Annotated in this window: 13 protein-coding genes; 11 read left to right on the top strand and 2 right to left on the bottom strand. The window is 70.2% G+C overall.

What is annotated here, in order from left to right; translation table 11 throughout:
- The first annotated feature begins 95 nt into the window (after positions 1–95).
- The 11 genes from gatC to ABZV38_RS18215 all read left to right on the top strand — a co-directional run bounded on the left by gatC (position 96) and on the right by ABZV38_RS18215 (position 14,691).
- Positions 96–392, top strand: coding sequence for an Asp-tRNA(Asn)/Glu-tRNA(Gln) amidotransferase subunit GatC (gatC, locus tag ABZV38_RS18265; RefSeq protein ID WP_015036350.1), 297 nt, complete (start codon positions 96–98; stop codon positions 390–392).
- Between the two features lie 5 nt (positions 393–397).
- A complete protein-coding gene (gene gatA / locus ABZV38_RS18260) occupies positions 398–1,900 on the top strand; it encodes an Asp-tRNA(Asn)/Glu-tRNA(Gln) amidotransferase subunit GatA (RefSeq protein ID WP_267001562.1) in 1,503 nt (500 codons plus the stop codon).
- Positions 1,891–2,136 carry a hypothetical protein gene (locus ABZV38_RS18255; protein WP_356328235.1) on the top strand — a complete coding sequence of 82 codons (246 nt, stop codon included), beginning with the start codon at positions 1,891–1,893 and terminating at the stop codon, positions 2,134–2,136. Before gatA ends, ABZV38_RS18255 begins: the two co-directional genes overlap by 10 nt.
- Positions 2,137–2,152: 16 nt before the next feature.
- Complete coding sequence (gene gatB, locus ABZV38_RS18250; protein WP_356328149.1) at positions 2,153–3,661, top strand: Asp-tRNA(Asn)/Glu-tRNA(Gln) amidotransferase subunit GatB; 1,509 nt, start codon at positions 2,153–2,155, stop codon at positions 3,659–3,661.
- A 78-nt stretch (positions 3,662–3,739) separates the two neighbouring features.
- Positions 3,740–5,029 (top strand): SLC13 family permease, encoded by a 1,290-nt coding sequence (locus tag ABZV38_RS18245; RefSeq protein WP_356328147.1) that lies wholly within the window; start codon positions 3,740–3,742, stop codon positions 5,027–5,029.
- Between the two features lie 140 nt (positions 5,030–5,169).
- Positions 5,170–7,278: a phosphocholine-specific phospholipase C gene (locus ABZV38_RS18240; RefSeq protein ID WP_356328145.1), complete on the top strand. Its 2,109-nt coding sequence runs from the start codon at positions 5,170–5,172 to the stop codon at positions 7,276–7,278.
- 231 nt (positions 7,279–7,509) lie between these two features.
- On the top strand, positions 7,510–9,729 hold the full coding sequence (locus ABZV38_RS18235) for an MMPL family transporter (RefSeq protein ID WP_356328143.1): 2,220 nt from the start codon (positions 7,510–7,512) through the stop codon (positions 9,727–9,729).
- Positions 9,730–9,792: 63 nt separating this feature from the next.
- Complete coding sequence (locus ABZV38_RS18230) at positions 9,793–10,347, top strand: GNAT family protein (RefSeq protein ID WP_356328233.1); 555 nt, start codon at positions 9,793–9,795, stop codon at positions 10,345–10,347.
- 71 nt (positions 10,348–10,418) lie between these two features.
- Complete coding sequence (locus ABZV38_RS18225) at positions 10,419–11,066, top strand: hypothetical protein (protein ID WP_356328142.1); 648 nt, start codon at positions 10,419–10,421, stop codon at positions 11,064–11,066.
- Positions 11,067–11,324: 258 nt separating this feature from the next.
- Positions 11,325–11,498, top strand: coding sequence for a hypothetical protein (locus ABZV38_RS18220; RefSeq protein ID WP_356328140.1), 174 nt, complete (start codon positions 11,325–11,327; stop codon positions 11,496–11,498).
- 58 nt (positions 11,499–11,556) lie between these two features.
- Positions 11,557–14,691 (top strand): AAA family ATPase, encoded by a 3,135-nt coding sequence (locus tag ABZV38_RS18215; RefSeq protein WP_356328231.1) that lies wholly within the window; start codon positions 11,557–11,559, stop codon positions 14,689–14,691.
- 22 nt (positions 14,692–14,713) lie between these two features.
- Here ABZV38_RS18215 and ABZV38_RS18210 read toward each other — a convergent pair whose 3' ends face one another.
- Positions 14,714–14,950: a DUF6191 domain-containing protein gene (locus ABZV38_RS18210; protein ID WP_356328138.1), complete on the bottom strand. Its 237-nt coding sequence runs from the start codon at positions 14,948–14,950 to the stop codon at positions 14,714–14,716.
- A gap of 30 nt (positions 14,951–14,980) precedes the next feature.
- Complete coding sequence (locus ABZV38_RS18205) at positions 14,981–16,150, bottom strand: PQQ-dependent sugar dehydrogenase (RefSeq protein ID WP_356328230.1); 1,170 nt, start codon at positions 16,148–16,150, stop codon at positions 14,981–14,983.
- Positions 16,151–16,286 lie beyond the last annotated feature (136 nt).

Below are 16,286 nucleotides of genomic sequence, written 5' to 3'. Positions count from 1 at the left end.
CGGAGGCGAGTGTTCCATGGGTGGCGGCCCCGTCAGCGCCGGACCCCATAGGATTGGGGCCAAAGCCCACAACACTCACCCCTGAGGATCGCTGCATGCCTGGCATCACGCGCGAGGAGGTCGCCCACCTCGCCCGGCTGGCGCGTCTGGAGCTGAAGGGCGAAGAGCTCGATCACTTCGCCGGTCAGCTCGACGACATCATCGGCGCGGTCGCCCGCGTCTCCGAGGTCGCCGACCAAGACGTACCGCCGACCTCCCACCCGCTGCCGCTGACCAACGTCATGCGCGCGGACGAGGTCCGTCCGTCGCTCACCCCCGAGCAGGCGCTCTCCGGCGCCCCGGCCCAGGAGCAGCAGCGTTTCAAGGTGCCGCAGATCCTGGGGGAGGACTAAAAGCCATGACGGACAACAGCTCCATCATCAAGCTCACCGCCGCCGAGATCGCCGCGAAGATCGCTTCCGGCGAGCTCACGGCCGTCGAGGTCACCGAGGCGCACCTGGCCCGGATCGACGCGGTCGACGAGAAGGTCCACGCCTTCCTGCACATCGACCGTGAGGGCGCGCTCGCGCAGGCCCGTGCCGTCGACGCGAAGAAGGCCGCAGGCGAGAAGCTCGGCCCGCTGGCCGGTGTCCCGCTCGCGCTGAAGGACATCTTCACCACGAAGACCATGCCGACCACCGTCGGTTCGAAGATTCTCGAGGGCTGGGTTCCGCCGTACGACGCGACCCTGACCAAGAAGCTGAAGGCCGCCGACGTCGTCATCCTCGGCAAGACCAACATGGACGAGTTCGCCATGGGGTCCTCCACCGAGAACAGCGCCTACGGCCCGACCGGCAACCCGTGGGACCTCACCCGGATCCCGGGCGGCTCCGGCGGTGGCTCCTCGGCCGCCCTCGCGTCGTTCGAGGCCCCGCTCGCCATCGGCACGGACACCGGCGGTTCCATCCGCCAGCCCGCCGCCGTCACCGGCACCGTCGGCGTCAAGCCCACCTACGGTGCGGTCTCCCGCTACGGCATGGTCGCCTTCTCGTCCTCCCTCGACCAGGGCGGTCCGTGCGCCCGTACGGTCCTGGATGCGGCGCTGCTGCACGAGGTGATCGCCGGACACGACCCGCTGGACTCGACGTCCATCGACGCCCCGGTCCCGCCGGTCGTCGAGGCCGCCCGCAACGGCAGCGTCGACGGCATGCGTATCGGCGTCGTCAAGCAGTTCTCCGGTGAGGGCTACCAGGCCGGTGTCGTCCAGCGTTTCAATGAGTCGGTCGAGCTGCTGAAATCGCTCGGCGCCACCGTCGTCGAGCTGGACTGCCCGTCCTTCGACCTGGGTCTGTCGGCGTACTACCTGATCGCGCCGTCCGAGTGCTCCTCGAACCTGGCCCGCTTCGACGCCATGCGGTACGGCCTCCGGGTCGGCGACGACGGCACGAAGTCCGCAGAGGAGGTCACCGCGCTCACCCGCGAGGCCGGCTTCGGCGACGAGGTCAAGCGCCGCATCATCCTCGGTACGTACGCACTCAGCTCCGGCTACTACGACGCGTACTACGGTTCGGCGCAGAAGGTCCGCACGCTCATCACCCGGGACTTCGAGAAGGCCTTCGAGCAGGTCGACGTGATCGTCTCCCCGACGACGCCGACCACCGCCTTCCCGATCGGCGAGCGCGCCGACGACCCGATGGCGATGTACCTGGCCGACCTGTGCACCATTCCGACCAACCTGGCCGGCAACTCCGCGATGTCGCTGCCCTGCGGTCTGGCACCGGAGGACGGTCTGCCGGTCGGTCTGCAGATCATCGCCCCCGCCATGAAGGACGACCGGCTGTACAAGGTCGGGGCCGCCGTCGAGGCCGCCTTCGTGGAAAAGTGGGGGCACCCGCTGCTGGAGGAGGCTCCATCACTGTGAGCGCACTGACCAAGGCCAAGGGCTTCAAGAAGTCCAAGACCGGTACGTACCTGTCCATCGGCACCACCGCCTTCGGCGCGATCGGCGTGCTCAAGCAGGCCAAGAAGGCACGCTTCGAGCACGACACGCTCCGGCTGGTCGACGCCGTCGTCTCCGCTGCCGCCATCGCCACCGGCATTGCTCTGCTCTACCGAGAGTTGAAGCGCCTGGGCGACGACGACGTACTGCTGGGTTGAGAGGGAAAGTTTCACCGTGACTGTCACTGACCTGGTGCCGTACGAGGACGCCCTCGCGACGTACGACCCCGTCATGGGCCTTGAGGTCCATGTCGAGCTCGGCACCAAGACCAAGATGTTCTGCGGCTGCTCCACCGAGCTGGGTGCGGAGCCGAACTCGCAGACGTGCCCGACCTGCCTCGGCATGCCCGGTTCGCTCCCGGTCGTCAACGCGATCGGCGTCGAGTCCGCGATCAAGATCGGTCTCGCGCTGAACTGCGAGATCGCCGAATGGTGCCGCTTCGCCCGGAAGAACTACTTCTATCCGGATATGCCGAAGAACTTCCAGACCTCGCAGTACGACGAGCCGATCGCCTTTGACGGCTATCTGGACGTCCAGCTGGAGGACGGGGAGACCTTCCGGGTGCAGATCGAGCGCGCCCACATGGAGGAGGACACCGGTAAGTCGCTGCACGTCGGCGGCGCCACCGGCCGTATCCACGGCGCGTCCCACTCCCTGCTCGACTACAACCGTGCGGGCATCCCGCTCATCGAGATCGTCACCAAGCCGATCGAAGGAGCGGGCGCGCGTGCCCCCGAGGTCGCGAAGGCGTACGTCGCCGAGCTGCGCGAGCTCATCAAGGCGCTCGGCGTCTCCGAGGCCCGCATGGAGCAGGGCCAGATGCGCTGCGACGTGAACCTGTCGCTGCGCCCCCACGGCACCGAGACGTTCGGTACGCGCTCCGAGACGAAGAACGTGAACTCGCTGCGTTCCGTCGAGCGTGCCGCCCGTTACGAGATCCAGCGCCACGCCGCGGTGCTGAACTCCGGCGCCAAGGTCGTCCAGGAGACCCGGCACTTCCACGAGGAGGACGGCTCCACCACGGCCGGCCGCATCAAGGACAACGCCGAGGACTACCGCTACTTCCCGGAGCCGGACCTGGTGCCCGTCGCCCCGGCCCGCGACTGGGTCGAGGAGCTGAGCAAGGGGCTTCCCGAGCTGCCGCGCGTACGCCGCAACCGGCTGCGCGAGGAGTGGGACGTCTCCGAGTTCGACATGCAGTCGATCCTCAACGCGGGCGCGGTCGACCTGATCGTCGCCACGACAGAGGCGGGCGCCCCGTCCGACCAGGCCCGCAAGTGGTGGATGGGCGAGCTGGCCCGGCACTCCAACGAGACCGGTGTCGCCCTGGACGAGCTGGCGATCACCCCGGCGCAGGTCGCCCGGGTGACCGAGCTCGTCGCCTCCGGTGACCTCAACGACAAGCTGGCGCGCCAGGTCATCGAGGGTGTCCTCGCGGGCGAGGGCGACCCGGACGCCGTCGTCGAGAAGCGCGGCCTGAAGGTTGTCTCGGACGAGGGCGCGCTGGGCGCGGCCGTGGACGAGGCGATCGCCGCCAACGCGGCCGTCGCGGACAAGATCCGCGGTGGCAAGGTCGCGGCGGCGGGTGCGCTCGTCGGCGCGGTCATGAAGGCCACCCGCGGGCAGGCGGACGCGGCCCGGGTGCGCGAGCTGATCCTGGAGAAGCTCGGCGTCGAGGGCTGAGTCCATCGCGCAGCTGCGGCTGCGGCTGTACGTAGGTGAAGGGGCGGTGCACCCGGCCAACGGGTGCACCGCCCCTTCATGATTCCTTGCGCGTCCGGAGAGAGTCCGCTGAACACCGTCACCGCCGAGATCGTCTCCGTCGCGCTGCTCCTCGCGGTGCTGGCGTTCGCCGTCGTACGCCCGCGTGGGCTGCCCGAGGCGACGATTGCCGTACCCGCCGCCGTGCTGGTGGTGGCCCTCGGCACAGTGCCGCTCGCGGACGCACGGGCCCAGGTCGGCAGCCTGCTGCCGGTCGTCGGCTTTCTCGCCGCCATTCTCGTGCTGGCCCAGCTCTGCGCCGACGAAGGACTGTTCACGGCCGCCGGCGATCTGGTCGCCCGGCTCTGCCGGGGGCGGACCGGGCCGCTGCTCGGCGGGGTCTTCGTCGTCGCCGCGGTGATCACGGCCGTGCTCAGCCTGGACGCGACGGTGGTGCTGCTGACGCCCGTCGTCCTCGCGACGGCCGCCCGCGTCGGCGCCCGCCCCCGCCCGTGCGTCTACGCCTGCGCGCACCTCGCCAACTCCGCGCCCCTGCTGCTTCCCGTCTCCAACCTCACCAACCTTCTGGCGTTCACCGCGAGCGGACTCTCCTTCACGCGGTTCGCCGCGCTGATGACCCTGCCGTGGTTGGCGGCCATCGCCGTCGAGTACGTCGTCTTCCGCCGGGTCTTCGCCGCCGACGTGGCCGCGGGCGCGCACCCGCCGGAGCCGGACGAGGACAGGCCCGGCGCGCCTGTCTTCACGCTCGTCGTCCTCGCGCTGACACTGGCGGGCTTCGTCATCACCTCGTTCGCGGGCGCGGAACCGCTGTGGGCCGCGCTGGCCGGGGCGGCAGTGCTCGCAGTCCGGGCGCTGGGACAGCGCAAGACGACGCTCAAGGGCCTGGTGCACGCCGCACACCCGCTGTTCTGCCTCTTCGTCCTCGCCCTCGGCGTCGTGGTCGACGCGGTCGTCGAGCACGGCCTCGGCGCAGGGATCGGCACGCTCCTGCCCGACGGTTCGTCACTGCCCGCACTCCTGACGGTGGCGGCGGTGGCGGCCGTGCTCGCCAACCTGATCAACAACCTGCCCGCGATCCTGGCCCTGCTCCCGGTCGTCTCGGCGGCCGGGCCCGGGCCGCTGCTCGCCGCCCTGATCGGGGTGAACCTCGGCCCGAACCTCACATACGTCGGCTCGCTCGCCACCCTCCTCTGGCGCCGCATCCTGCACACCCACGGCGCCGCGCCCGAACTGGGCCACTTCACCCGGCTCGGGCTGCTGGCCGTACCGGCGACGCTGGCCGCGTCGACGGTCGCGCTGTGGGGAGCGCTGCACACGATCGGGGTGTGACCGGCACCGACGCCGGGTGGACGGACGGGCCTTCAGGGGTGGCCTGCTGGACGTTCACCGCCGTGCCGCGCGGTGGCCTTTCTGCCGCCACTTGGCCTGATTAGCTTCCCGGCTGTACGACCGGACTCGGGAGGCTCAACTTGACCACGGACATCTCACGGCGACGACTCTTCACGCTCGGTGGCGGCGCCCTCGGTGTCGCGGCGGCCGGGTCGCTGCTCCCGCCGTCGCTGCAGGCCGCGATCGCCGCGGAGCCGGTGCGCTCGGCGGGGTCCGGCGGGCTCGGTGACATCAGGCACGTGGTGATCCTGATGCAGGAGAACCGTTCCTTCGACCACTACTTCGGGACCCTGCGGGGCGTACGCGGCTTCGGCGACCGCAACGCGATCGAACTGCCCTCCGGTAAGCCCGTCTTCGAGCAGCCGGGAGCATCGGGCAGCTCCGTGCTGCCGTTCCCGGTCCGGGACGCCGCCGCGACGCAGAAGAAGGACCTCCAGTACATCAGCGCCCTCGACCACTCCTGGAGCGGCGGCGGCAAGGCGTGGGCCGGCGGGTGGATGAACGGCTGGGTGACCACGAAGACGGCCGCCACCATGGCGTACTACGACCGCCGCGACATCCCGCTGCACTACGAGCTGGCCGACACCTTCACGGTCTGCGACGCCTACCACTCATCCATCCACACCTCCACCAGCCCCAACCGCAACCACCTGTGGAGCGGGAAGACGGGCTTCGAGGCGAACGGCAAGCGGGCGGTCGGCAACGACGCTTACAGCGAGGGCACCCATCCGGGGTACGGCTGGAGCACATACGCGGAACGGCTGGAGAACGCCGGGCACAGCTGGAAGACGTACACCGAGTGGGAGAACTTCACCGACAACCAGATCGAGTTCTTCGCCACGTTCAAGGCGATCGCCCGCAAGGCGCTGGCGAAGACCGGCGGCCACACCTACATGGAGTCCTTCTACGCGGCCGTCCGTGACACGGACGACGCGGCGGAGCGCGAGCGGGTGCTCGGTCTGCTGGAGGACGGTGTGGCCACGCTCACCGAGTCCGAACGCAGCCTCTTCGAGCGGGCGCTGCGCCGGGTCGAGACCGGCACGCTGGCCGACGCGTTCGCCGCGGACGTCGCGGCGGGCACGCTGCCCGAGGTCTCCTACCTGGTGCCGTCGGCGGTCGACTCCGAGCACCCGAGCGTCTCCTCCCCGATCCACAGCGCGACGATCGTCTACAAGGTCCTGGACGCGCTCGGCAAGCACCCCGATGTGTGGCGGCACACCGCCGTCCTCATCAACTACGACGAGAACGACGGCTTCTTCGACCATGTCCCGCCGCCGGTCGCGCCGCCCGAGGTGGCCGACGAGCAGTGGGAGTCCAAGCCCACCGGCCTCGGAGTGCGCGTGCCGTTGCTCGTCGTGTCGCCGTGGACCGTGGGCGGCTATGTCTGCTCCGAGGTCTTCGACCACACCTCCGTGATCCGCTTCCTGGAGCGGTGGACGGGCGTGCAGGAACCGAACATCAGCGACTGGCGGCGCACGGTCACCGGGGATCTGACGTCGGCCTTCGACTTCACGCGCGGACGGCGCCGGCCCGAGTTGGAGCAGCCGGGCGTCATCCCGCCGTTCAGCGGACGCTGGGCGCCGAAGCCGCCGGCCGTCCAGCAGATGCCCGTACAGGAGCCCGGTGTCCGGCCCGCCCGTCCGCTGCCGTACCAGCCGGACGCCCAGGCGAAGATCGTGGACGGGGCGGTACGGGTCGCCCTCAGCAACACGGGCCGTTCGTCGGCGCACTTCGCGCTCTACCCGTACGCGGGCGAGTTCCCCATACCGCAGCACCAGGACGTGAGGGGCACGGCGGTGTGGGCGGTGCCCCTTACCGGTGACGCGTACCGGTTCACGGTGACCGGGCCGAACGGCTTCCGACGCGAGTTCGCCGGATCCGCCGAAGGAGGACCCGAGGTCGCCACCTGGATCGACGCCCACGAGCGCGATCTGCACCTCACTCTGCGCAACACGGGACGGCGGACGCTCATCTACACCGTCCGGCCGCTGGGCTATGTCGACGAGGCCGACCTGCGGGACTGGACGAGGACGATCAAGGTGAAGCCGGGGCGGAGCCGTACGGTCGTCCACTCGGCGGCCGACGCGCACGGCTGGTACGACCTGGCCGTCACGGTCGACGGGGACGATGTCTTCCGCCGTCGGCTGATGGGACACATCGAGAACGGCCGGGCGAGCGTCTCCGGCTGATCGGCACAGGCTGTCGTGGGTGTGCGTGCCCGGACCAGGACGCGCGGGAGGACGGGAGGTGGACGGGGCGCCGGGTATGTAAGGGAATAATCAGACACTGTGAGCATCGCCACGAAAAGGGCAAATGATCACTAGTGGCTGCCAGAGTGACGGTTCTCAGGTCAAGTGTTCTTTGCGGGCTGTTCATCAGGTCTCCCGAAAAGATCCACGAACCACCAGGGAGCACATCCGTTGGCTGCCATCGCCCGCTGGTGCGTCACGCACCGTCTCCTTGCTGTTCTCATCTGGCTGCTCGCCCTCGTCGGCGCGGCCACCGCGGCGGGCCTGGCGGGTTCCGCGTACTCCAACGACTACGAGGTGCCCGGCACGGAGTCGGGCAGGGCCACCGAGTTGCTCCAAGGCGGCTTCACGGATCTCGGCGGTGACACCGACACCATCGTCTGGCACACCACCGGTTCCACCGTCCGGGCCACCGACGTCGTGCAGACGATGACGCGGACACTGCACGCGATCGAGGAGCTGCCGGGCGTCGGAGACGTCACCGGGCCCTACGGGGCTTCCGGCACCGGGCAGATCAGCGCGGACGGACACACCGCCTACGCCACGGTCACCTTCGACCAGCAGGCCGACGACATCCCGGTACAGCACGCCCGGGCCGTCGTCGACACCGCGAAGGCGGCCGCCGGTGACGGGCTCCAGGTGGAACTGGGCGGCTCCGTCGCCGCCCTCACCGAAGCGCCGTCCGCCCACCTCAGCGAGGTCATCGGGGTGGTCGTCGCCGCGGTCGTCCTCTTCCTCGCCTTCGGTTCGCTCGCCGCCAGCCTGCTGCCCATCGCCACCGCCCTCGTCTCGGTCGGAACGGCGTACGCGGGCATCGTGCTGCTCGGACACCTGATGACCGTCGCCGACTTCGCCCCCCTGCTGGGCATGCTCATCGGGCTCGGCGTCGGCATCGACTACGCCCTGTTCATCGTCACCCGGCACCGCAGAGGGCTGCGGCGCGGCCTGCCGGTCGCCGAGGCGGCGCAGAACGCCGTCACGACGACGGGGCGTGCCGTCGTCTTCGCCGGGACCACCGTCTGCATCGCACTGCTCGGCATGCTGATCCTGCGGCTCGGGTTCCTCAACGGCGTCGCGATCGCCGCGTCGCTCACCGTCGTGCTGACCGTCGCCGCCTCGGTGACGCTGCTGCCCGCCCTGCTGTCGTTCATCGGGATGCGGGCACTGAGCCGACGCGAGCGCAGACAACTCGCCGAGCAGGGACCGCAGCCCGAACTGCCCACCGGCTTCGCTGCGCGCTGGTCCGCCTTCGTCGAACGCCACCCCAAGCTGCTCGGCGCGGTCGCCGCCGCGGTGATGCTGGTCCTCGCACTGCCCACGTTCTCACTGCATCTGGGCACCTCCGACCAGGGCAACAACGCCTCGTCGTCGACCACCCGGCAGGCGTACGACCTGCTGGCCGACGGCTTCGGGCCCGGCATCAACGGTCCGCTGACGATCGCCGCGCAGCTCGACGGCGCCGACGACCGGCTCGCGATGGACACACTGCCCGCCACGTTGCGAGGCACCGACGGCGTGGCATCGGTCAGCCCGGTTACGTACAACAGCAGCGGCGACACGGCGTTCGTCACCGTCGTCCCGACGTCGTCGCCGCAGTCCCAGCAGACGAGCGCCCTCGTGGACCGGCTGCGCACGGACGTCCTGCCGCACGCCGAGGAGAACACCTCGCTCCAGGCCCATGTCGGTGGGGTGACAGCCGGCTACGACGACTTCGCGCAGATCATCATCGGCAAACTTCCGCTCTTCGTCGGGGTCGTCATAGGGCTCGGCTGTCTGCTTCTGCTGCTGGCCTTCCGGTCGATCGGTATCCCGCTGAAGGCGGCCGCGATGAACGTGGCCGCCGTCGCCTCCTCGTTCGGAGTCGTCGTTGCGATCTTCCAGTGGGGGTGGGGGAGCGAGTTGCTCGGACTCGGCAGCGCCGGCCCCATCGAACCCTTCCTGCCGGTGATCATGGTGTCCGTGCTCTTCGGGCTCTCGATGGACTACCAGGTGTTCCTGGTCGGCCGGATGTACGAGGAGTGGCGGGAGACCGGAGACAACCGGCGGGCGGTCCGGGTCGGCCTCGCCGAAACCGGCCGGGTGATCAACTCCGCCGCGGTGATCATGATCTCGGTCTTCCTCGCCTTCGTGCTCAGCGGTGACCGGGTCATCGCGATGTTCGGCATCGCGCTCGCGGCGGCGGTGGCGCTCGACGCCTTCGTCCTGCGGACATTGCTGGTCCCCGCCCTGATGCACATGCTGGGCGGTGCGAACTGGTGGCTGCCGTGCTGGCTGGACCGGCGGCTGCCGCACATCAGCATCGAGCCGCCCGAGTGCGGGGAGCCGCATGCGAGGATTTCCGGGGCGCAGAGCAGCAAGGACGACGAATCGGTTGCACAGCGCGTCCACTGAGATCTCATGCGGTCTCTTGAGACCCCTCTTGAGACCGACATCGACCGACATCGAAGGAGCATGATGTTCGCGGTATCCCTGGGTGACGACGGTGCGGAACTGCGCCCGCTGGAGATCTGGCAGGCGGAGGAGTTTCTCGCCCACATCGACCGGGCACGCGAACTCGTCGACCCGTGGATCCCCTTCGCCACCTTCGCCACCGACCTCGAATCGGCGCGCGCCCTGCTGCAGCGGTACGCCGAGAAGCAGGCGGCCGACACAGGCCGGCTGTACGGCATCTGGCTGGACGGCACCCTCGTCGGCGGCGTTCTCTTCCGGATCTTCGACACCGAGTCCGGGAACTGCGAGGTCGGCTGCTGGCTGGAGTCGGCGGGGGAGGGGCGCGGCCTGGTGACCCGCGCGGTGCGGATGCTGATCGACTGGGCGGTCGAGGAGCGTGGCATGCACCGTGTGGAGTGGGTGGCGTCCTCCGCCAACACCCGCAGTGTCGCGGTCGCGAAGCGGCTCGGGATGACGCGTGACGGGGTGCTGCGCGAGAACTACCCGTACCGCGGAGTGAGGCATGACTCGGAGATATGGTCCGTGCTGGCGCCCGAATGGCGCGCTCAGCGGGGCTGAGGCGGGGCCGGCGGCAGGGCGGTCCGTGGCCGTTAAGAGAGTTCTCATCCGGACCGCCTAGCGTGCGGCCCATGAACCCCACGACTTCCAAGACCCCCATATCTCCCACCGCCGAAGGCGACCACGGGGAGAAGGCGGCGGACCGCCTCGACGAGGGGGCGATCGAAGCCGAGGGCGAGCGCGCGGTGAGCGACGGCAGCGGCACCGGCCCCGACGCCGACGCGGACCGGGACGCCGACCCGGGTCTCGGCTCGGACCAGGACCTGGACCTTGACGACGACCTCGAGGACGACGATTCCGTCCGGGCATCGTCCGGGCTCGGCGCGGCCGCCGCAGCCGTTGTCGCCGCCGGCCTCGGCGTCGTCGGTCTCACCGGGGCCTGGACCGGCCGGGTCGTCGCCGAGCGCGAGACCCTGCTGGGGCAGATGAAGACCGCCTCCGGCGGCTCCGTGGCCCAGCAGATCTCCGAGATCTACGGTGACGCCTGGCACTCCACCGCCCTTGTCAACGGCCTCTTCGCCCTGCTGGCTCTGCTCGTCGGCGTCTTCGCCCTGGTCCGCCCGGCCTTCGGCGCACCCGCCAAGGACCCGCAGCCCGGCTGGGTCCGCGCCGTTGCGACTGCCGGGATCGCGCTCGGCGTCCTGGGCGTACTGATCTCCGTCGGCATGTACTTCGACCTCATCGTCGCCCTGCCGGCGGCGAGCGCCACCGCCGGCTGAGAGCCACGATTGAGCAGTACGCAACAACCAGCGGTGCCCTAAGGCATCCACTCGGGGGGCCTGGGTCCGCATGCGGCAACCGTCGCGTGCGCCTAAGGCCCCCACCGCGTAGAGATGCGGAACTCGCCCGATGTGGCGACACCCCCTGAGAGACGACAGTAGGGGCACGGCAGAAGACGAGCCCGGCAGATCCGGGCCCGGCATACCGACTGCCCCTCCACCAGGCCTCAACAGGCCGTCGTCATCAGGGAGAAACGCATGTACGGGTACGAGTTCCACAAGATCCACGAAGCCGAACTCCTCCGCAGGGCCGAGCTGGAGCGCGTCGTCCGGCAGGCTCGCCGGGCCCGTCGCGTCGCGCGCCGGTCCGGACGCCAGGAGGACGAAGGGGTGGTGAGTGCGTTCCGGAATCGATTCGTCCGCGCCGCGTGACGAGCGTGCGATGAGCGCCGATTCCCTTCCCGCCCACACCGTGTCGGACCCATGTGCGATGCTCGGCGGCGTGGAGACCAGGTCTGTCAGTCCCGTGTTCGTCGGCCGCGCAGGCGAACTCACCTCGCTCACCGATGCGCTCGCCCGCGCGACCGCCGGGGCTCCCGGCCGTCTGGGAGTCCCGGGCGGAGAACCGCAGGCGTTGCTCATCGGTGGCGAGGCGGGCGTCGGCAAGACGCGGCTGGTCGAGGAATTCCTGACGGTGGCCGGCCGACGCGAGACCGTCGTCGCCGTCGGCGGCTGCGTCGAGATCGGCGCCGACGGGCTGCCGTACGCCCCGTTCTCCACGGCGCTGCGCGTTCTGCGCCGCACTCTGCCCGACGAAATGGCCGCAGCCTGCGCCGGGCAGGAGGGCGAACTCGCCAGGCTCCTTCCCGAACTCGGCGAAGCCGACCGGGACGCCACCGACGAGCACGGCACCGCCCGCCTCTTCGAGCTCACCGCCCGACTGCTGGAACGCATCTCCGCCGACCGGCCCGTCGTGCTCGTCCTGGAGGATCTGCACTGGGCCGACGCCTCCACCCGGCACCTCCTCGCCTATCTCTTCCGCACCCTGCGCAGCGGCCGCCTCGTCGTCGTCGGCACCTACCGGGCCGACGACATCCACCGTCGCCACCCCCTGCGCCCCCTCCTCGCCGAGCTGGACCGGCTCCGCACCGTCCGCCGGATCGAACTCGCCCGCTTCAACCGCGTCGAGGTCGGCCGCCAGCTCACCGGCATCCTCGCGGCCACCCCCGAACCCGCCCTCGTCGACGAGATATTCGAACGGTCCGACGGCAACGCCTTCTTCGTCGAAGAGCTCGCCTGCAGCCTGGAGTGCGGCGACAGCTCCGGCCTCTCCGACTCGCTGCGCGACCTCCTCCTCGTCCGCGTGGAAGCGCTCTCCGAAGACGCCCAGAAGATCGCCCGGATCGTCGCCGAGGGCGGCTCCACCGTCGAGTACGAACTGCTGGCCGCGGTCTGCGGCCTCGCCGAGGACGACCTCATCGAGGCGCTGCGGGGAGCCGTCGGCGCCAACCTTCTGCTCACCACGCCGGAGGGCAACGGCTACCGCTTCCGGCACTCGCTGGTCCGCGAGGCTGTCAGCGACGACCTGCTGCCCGGCGAACGCTCCCGGCTCAACCGCCGTTACGCCGTGGCGCTGGAAGCCGATCCCGCCCTCGTCCGCGCCGGTGAGCGTGCCACCCGCCTGGCCAGCTACTGGTACGGCGCACATGATGCGGCCAAGGCGCTCCCCGCCGTGCTGAAGGCCTCCGTCGAGGCCCGCCACCGCTACGCCTTCTCCGAGCAACTGCGGCTGCTGGAAAGGGCCATGGAGCTGTGGGACGACGTCCCTGACGAGATACGCCGCACCCTGCGCCCCATCGACTACGCCGAGGTCTACCCGGCGTGCGGCGGCGATCCGGACACCACCCCGCTGCGCTACCTCGACCTGATGGCCGAAGCCACCGTCGCCGCCCGCTTCGGCGGCGACCGCGAACGAGCCCTTGCCATCTCCAAGAAGGCCATGCGGGTCCTGGACGACGAGGCGGACCCACTGCGCGCCGCCTGGTTCTGGGTTCAGCGTTCCCACCTGGTGCAGGCGCTCACCCGCGGTGACGGCTGGCAGGAACTGGCCATCGCCCAGGACCTGGTCCGCGGTCTGCCGCCGTCCGCCGTGCATGCCGACGTCCTCATGAGCGTGGCCGGCTGGGGCGCCCTGCACCGCCCCGGAGCCGAGACACTCGCCGCCGCCGACCGGGCCGTGGAGTACGCCCAACTCGTCGGCGACGAGTACATCGAGTTGCACGCCCGGCTCACCCGCGGCTGGCTCACCGCCGACGCCGGCGCCGTCGACGAGGGAATCGCCGAGATGTACGCCGTCCGCGACCGCGCCGATGAACTCCACCTCGTCGGCATCATGGGCCGCGCCAGCATCAACCTCCCCTCCACACTCGAATCGATGGGCCGCTCCCAGGAAGCCGTGGCCGTCGCGGACCACGGCATCGAGGTCTGCCACCGCCACGGCATCCCCGACACGGAGGCCTGGGTCCGCTCGAACCAGGCGATGTCGTACTTCTCCCTCGGCCGCTGGGACGAGAGCCAGGCCACCATCGATGTGGCCGCCCGGGCTGCCCAGTCCCGCAAGGCGCACGGTCTCGTCGCCGCGCGCCGCACCGAACTGGCGCTCGCCCGGGGCGACCTCGCCGAGGCCGAGGTGCAACTCGCGCTGAGCCAACGCCATTTCGGCTCCCGCGATCCCCAGCCCCAGCACCTCATCGCCCCTGTCCGTCACGCCATGACCCTTGCCGTGCAGCAGGGCCGCCTCCCCGAGGCGCGGGCCGCATTCGAAGCCCAGGCGGAACAGGGCTTCCCGCCCGGCACCCAGCGGTACGCGCTGCCCCTGCTCCAGATCGCCGCCACGGCCGAGGCGGACGCCCGTGGCCTGCCCGCCACGGAGCCCGGCCGTCCGGCGATCCTTGCTCTGATCCGTAAGCACCTGAAGCAGTTGCCGATGCTCGTTCCGGTCTGGGCCGCATACGGTCTGCTGATCAACGCCGAGCTGGCCCGCGCCGAGGGCACCGACACCCCCGACCACTGGTCCCGCGCGGCCGCCGCCTTCGCCCCCCTGCACCGCCCTTACGAACTGGCCCAGGTCCACCACCGCTGGGCAGAGGCCCTGCTCATAGCCTCCGGCGGCCGGGCCAAGGCCACCAGCCTTCTGCGCGATGCGCACAGCACCGCCGAACGGCTCGGTGCGCGTCCGCTGACCGAGACCATCGAGCTGCTGGCCGGCCGCGCCCGCATCACGCTCGCCACCTCCGTCGACGAGATCCCGATCGCCGTCACCGTCCCGGCCGACGACGCCACCCTGGACAAGGCGGCGGAGCGGGAGCACGCCGAGGACCAGCTCCAGGCCGCGGCGGCCGCAGCGGTGGAGTCGTTCGGGCTGACGCGACGCGAGCAGGATGTGCACCGGCTCGTCGCCGCCGGGCATACGAACCGGAGGATTGCCGAGGAGCTCTACATCTCACCCAAGACCGCGAGCGTGCATGTCTCCAACATTCTCGCCAAGCTCGGCGTCTCCAGCCGCGGCGAGGCCGCGGCGCTCGCCCACCGCCTCCGCCTGTACCGCGCCCGCGAGGTGTCCTAGCCGGGTGCGGGTGCGGCGGTGGTCAGTCGTCGGACGGGCTTGATGTGCCGTCCGCGTCCGCGTCCTTGTCTTCGTCCTTGTCTTCGCCTTCGTCCTCCGGCTCCGGAAGGCGGACCGTCACCTTGCCCGACGCGAGGTCTATCGGGCCGCGGCCGGGGTCGCCCACGCCCAGGTCCACCGGAGTCAGCTCCAGGCGTTTCTGCTCCTCCGCGGCATGCTTGCGGCCCGGGGCGAAGAGTTCCTCGAAGAAGTTGAACACCGGCTCGCGCCCTTTCACCTGCAGTCGCCGCTACCGCACCTCCAGCACCAGGGCTCTGTCGTCTCCCGGTTCCGGTGTGCCGCGGGTGTCCGTGTTGCTCGTGACCAGCCAGAGTCTGTTGCCGCCCGCCGCGAGCACGGTGCGCAGCCGGCCGTACTGTCCTCTCAGGAACGATTGCGGGGCCGCCAGAGGTTCCTTGTCCGGGTTCTCGGACAGCGGAATCCTCCAGAGCCGCTCACCTCGCAGGCCCGCCATCCAGATCGAGCCCTGGGCGAAGGCGATCCCGCTCGGGGACGCCTCGGACGTCTTCCACTGTGCCACGGGGTCGACAAATCCCTTCTTTCCGGCCTTCCCCTCGTACTCCGGCCAGCCATAATTCCCACCGGGCACGATCTGATTCAGCTCGTCCCACGTGTCCTGCCCGAATTCGGACGCCCACAGCTGTTTCCGGCTGTCCCAGGCCAGTCCCTGCACATTGCGGTGCCCGTACGAATACATCAACAAGCCGGGCTCGGGGTTGCCCGGTGCCGGTTTCCCGTCCGGGGTCATCCGCAGGATCTTGCCCGCCAGGGACTCCTTGTCCTGCGAGAGGCCGGTGCGCCCCGTCTCGCCCGTCCCCGCATACAGCATGTGGTCCGGACCGAAGGCGATCCGGCCGCCGTTGTGGATGTTGCCCTTAGGGATGCCCCGCAGGATCGTGTGCGGCGCCCCCAGCTGCCGGCCGGTGCCACCGTGCTCGTCGTACCGCATGCGGGCGATGCGGTTGTCGGTCGCGGTCGTGAAGTACGCGTACACCAGATGGTCCGAGGCGTACGTCGGCGAGATCGCGATGCCCAGCAGCCCGCCCTCCCCGGCGGGAGACACTCCGGGCACCGTGCCCAGCAGCGTCTTGTCCCCCGTTCTCCCGTCGACGCGCGTGATCGTTCTCTCATCGCGTGAGGACACCAGCAGATCGCCGCCGGGCAGCTCCGCCAGGCCCCATGGTGAGACCAGTCCCTCGGTCAGCGTCGACGCCACCTTCACCGAGCCCTTCGCGGGCGGCAGCGAGGACGGCGGCGGCAGAGCGGAGGAGGAGACAGCGGGGGAGGAGGGCGGTGGGTGCGTCGTGCTCGCCGCGCCGCCTCCCGTGCTCCCCGAACTCTCGCTCGACGAGCACCCCGCTGACACCATCAGCGAGCCCACCGCGACCGCGGTCACCATCGCGCGGCGCGCAATGGGGACCCCCTGCGGGCGTTCCACACGGGCTCTCACGGATCCGAATACAGAAACGCGCACAGCACCGATCCCTTCAACGGCTGCCTGACTACTGTTCTTACACCGCAGCCCCGCCCCAGGT

The organism is Streptomyces sp. NPDC005181, assembly GCF_040608395.1.
In the GTDB taxonomy this organism is placed as follows: Bacteria; Actinomycetota; Actinomycetes; order Streptomycetales; family Streptomycetaceae; genus Streptomyces.
The sequence above is the reverse complement of the archived record's forward strand: the minus strand, read 5'-3'. Positions and strand labels throughout refer to the sequence as shown.